This window comes from Salinisphaera sp. SWV1 (genome assembly GCF_052044155.1).
Classification (GTDB): Bacteria; Pseudomonadota; Gammaproteobacteria; order Nevskiales; family Salinisphaeraceae; genus Salinisphaera.
Map to the genome: position 1 here is coordinate 1 of NZ_JBQDYE010000162.1, position 565 is coordinate 565.

The following is a 565-nucleotide window of genomic DNA, read 5'->3' on the forward strand; positions in this document are numbered from 1 at the left end:
CGGGAGAGTCGACGTTTGGCTGAAACGGCTGATTTGATGCCCGTTCGCCAGTACCACTACGCTGTGTGTTGCTTGCTGATCTCCTGCAAAATTCAACAACCAACAGTCATCCTTACGGGAAAAATTCTGTAACTGATATTGATAATAAATCTGCAAACCCTGCTGTTGCGCCAGTTCCAGCACATTACGGGTCAGTTCTGCTGGGCACAGCCAACCACCTTGCGGATAAGTAATGCCGCTGCAATTTGTCGCAACGCCCGTAATTTGTTCAACCGCATTTGCCTCAACGGCTACAGCCAGTTCTGCGGGTAAATCCATTGACAACATCTGTGCGATTTTATGCTGGCTTTTCTCATCCCAGCCTAACTGCGTGACGCCGCACCAGTCATGATCAAATTTAACGGGTAATTGGTCGTAAAACCGACGAGCAAAAGTAAACGCATTAGAGAAAAAGCGGTTTAGCGCCTCATCGTGTTTGCTTAATAACGGATACAACGCCCCCTGGCGATTGCCGGAAGCACCCAGCGCGGGGGCTTCATCCGCGCAATAAAGCGTTACCTGCCAG

At 49.9% G+C, this 565-nt stretch carries 1 protein-coding gene; it reads right to left on the bottom strand.

The annotated features are described in order from the left end of the window. Positions 1 to 565: FAD-dependent 5-carboxymethylaminomethyl-2-thiouridine(34) oxidoreductase MnmC (gene mnmC / locus ACS8YF_RS20030; protein WP_440851816.1), on the bottom strand; the 565-nt coding region annotated here is incomplete at both ends.